This window comes from Pseudoalteromonas sp. S1610, assembly GCF_005887465.1.
In the GTDB taxonomy this organism is placed as follows: domain Bacteria; phylum Pseudomonadota; class Gammaproteobacteria; order Enterobacterales; family Alteromonadaceae; genus Pseudoalteromonas; species Pseudoalteromonas undina.
In genome coordinates, this window is record NZ_PNDI01000198.1 from 1 (window position 1) to 435 (window position 435).

The window sequence follows — 435 nt, forward strand, 5'->3', positions numbered from 1 at the left end:
AATGGTGGAGAGGGAGGGATTCGAACCCTCGATAGAGCTACAAACTCTATACTCCCTTAGCAGGGGAGCTCCTTCGGCCACTCGGACACCTCTCCGTCTTGTGGGGCGTATAATAAAGATTTCAGAAAATATGTCAAACACTTTTCTGACAAAAGTGACTATATGGCTATAGATTGCACACATGTCTGGTTTTAAAGTGTAATTAGTTTGAAAATTAATCAGGTTAGGTATTTGGAGTGCTTGAGTTAACACCCATCACTGGCACTAGTTCATCCGTAAGCTCTGCTAGGTATTGCTCTTGGTAGCCCAATTTTTGAAACTCAGCAATACATGCGCGATAGTAAGCTTGTCGCTGTTGCTCTGTGGTCCTCTCATCGGGTAACGACTCAACTCGTTGAGCTTTCATATTATTTATCTAAGTCCTTTAGAAAATTT

Annotated in this window: 1 protein-coding gene and 1 tRNA gene; both read right to left on the bottom strand. The window is 42.1% G+C overall.

What is annotated here, in order from left to right; all coding sequences use genetic code 11:
* Window positions 1-2: 2 nt before the first annotated feature.
* Window positions 3-95, bottom strand: a tRNA-Ser gene (locus CWB77_RS18380).
* 128 nt (window positions 96-223) lie between these two features.
* Window positions 224-406, bottom strand: coding sequence for a hypothetical protein (locus CWB77_RS18385; RefSeq protein WP_138623888.1), 183 nt, complete (start codon window positions 404-406; stop codon window positions 224-226).
* Between the last annotated feature and the right edge of the window lie 29 nt (window positions 407-435).

Coding starts and splice junctions, on each gene's coding strand:
- CWB77_RS18385 (WP_138623888.1), bottom strand. CDS start 406: ATGAAAGCTCAACGAGTTGAGTCGTTACCCGATGAGAGGACCACAGAG.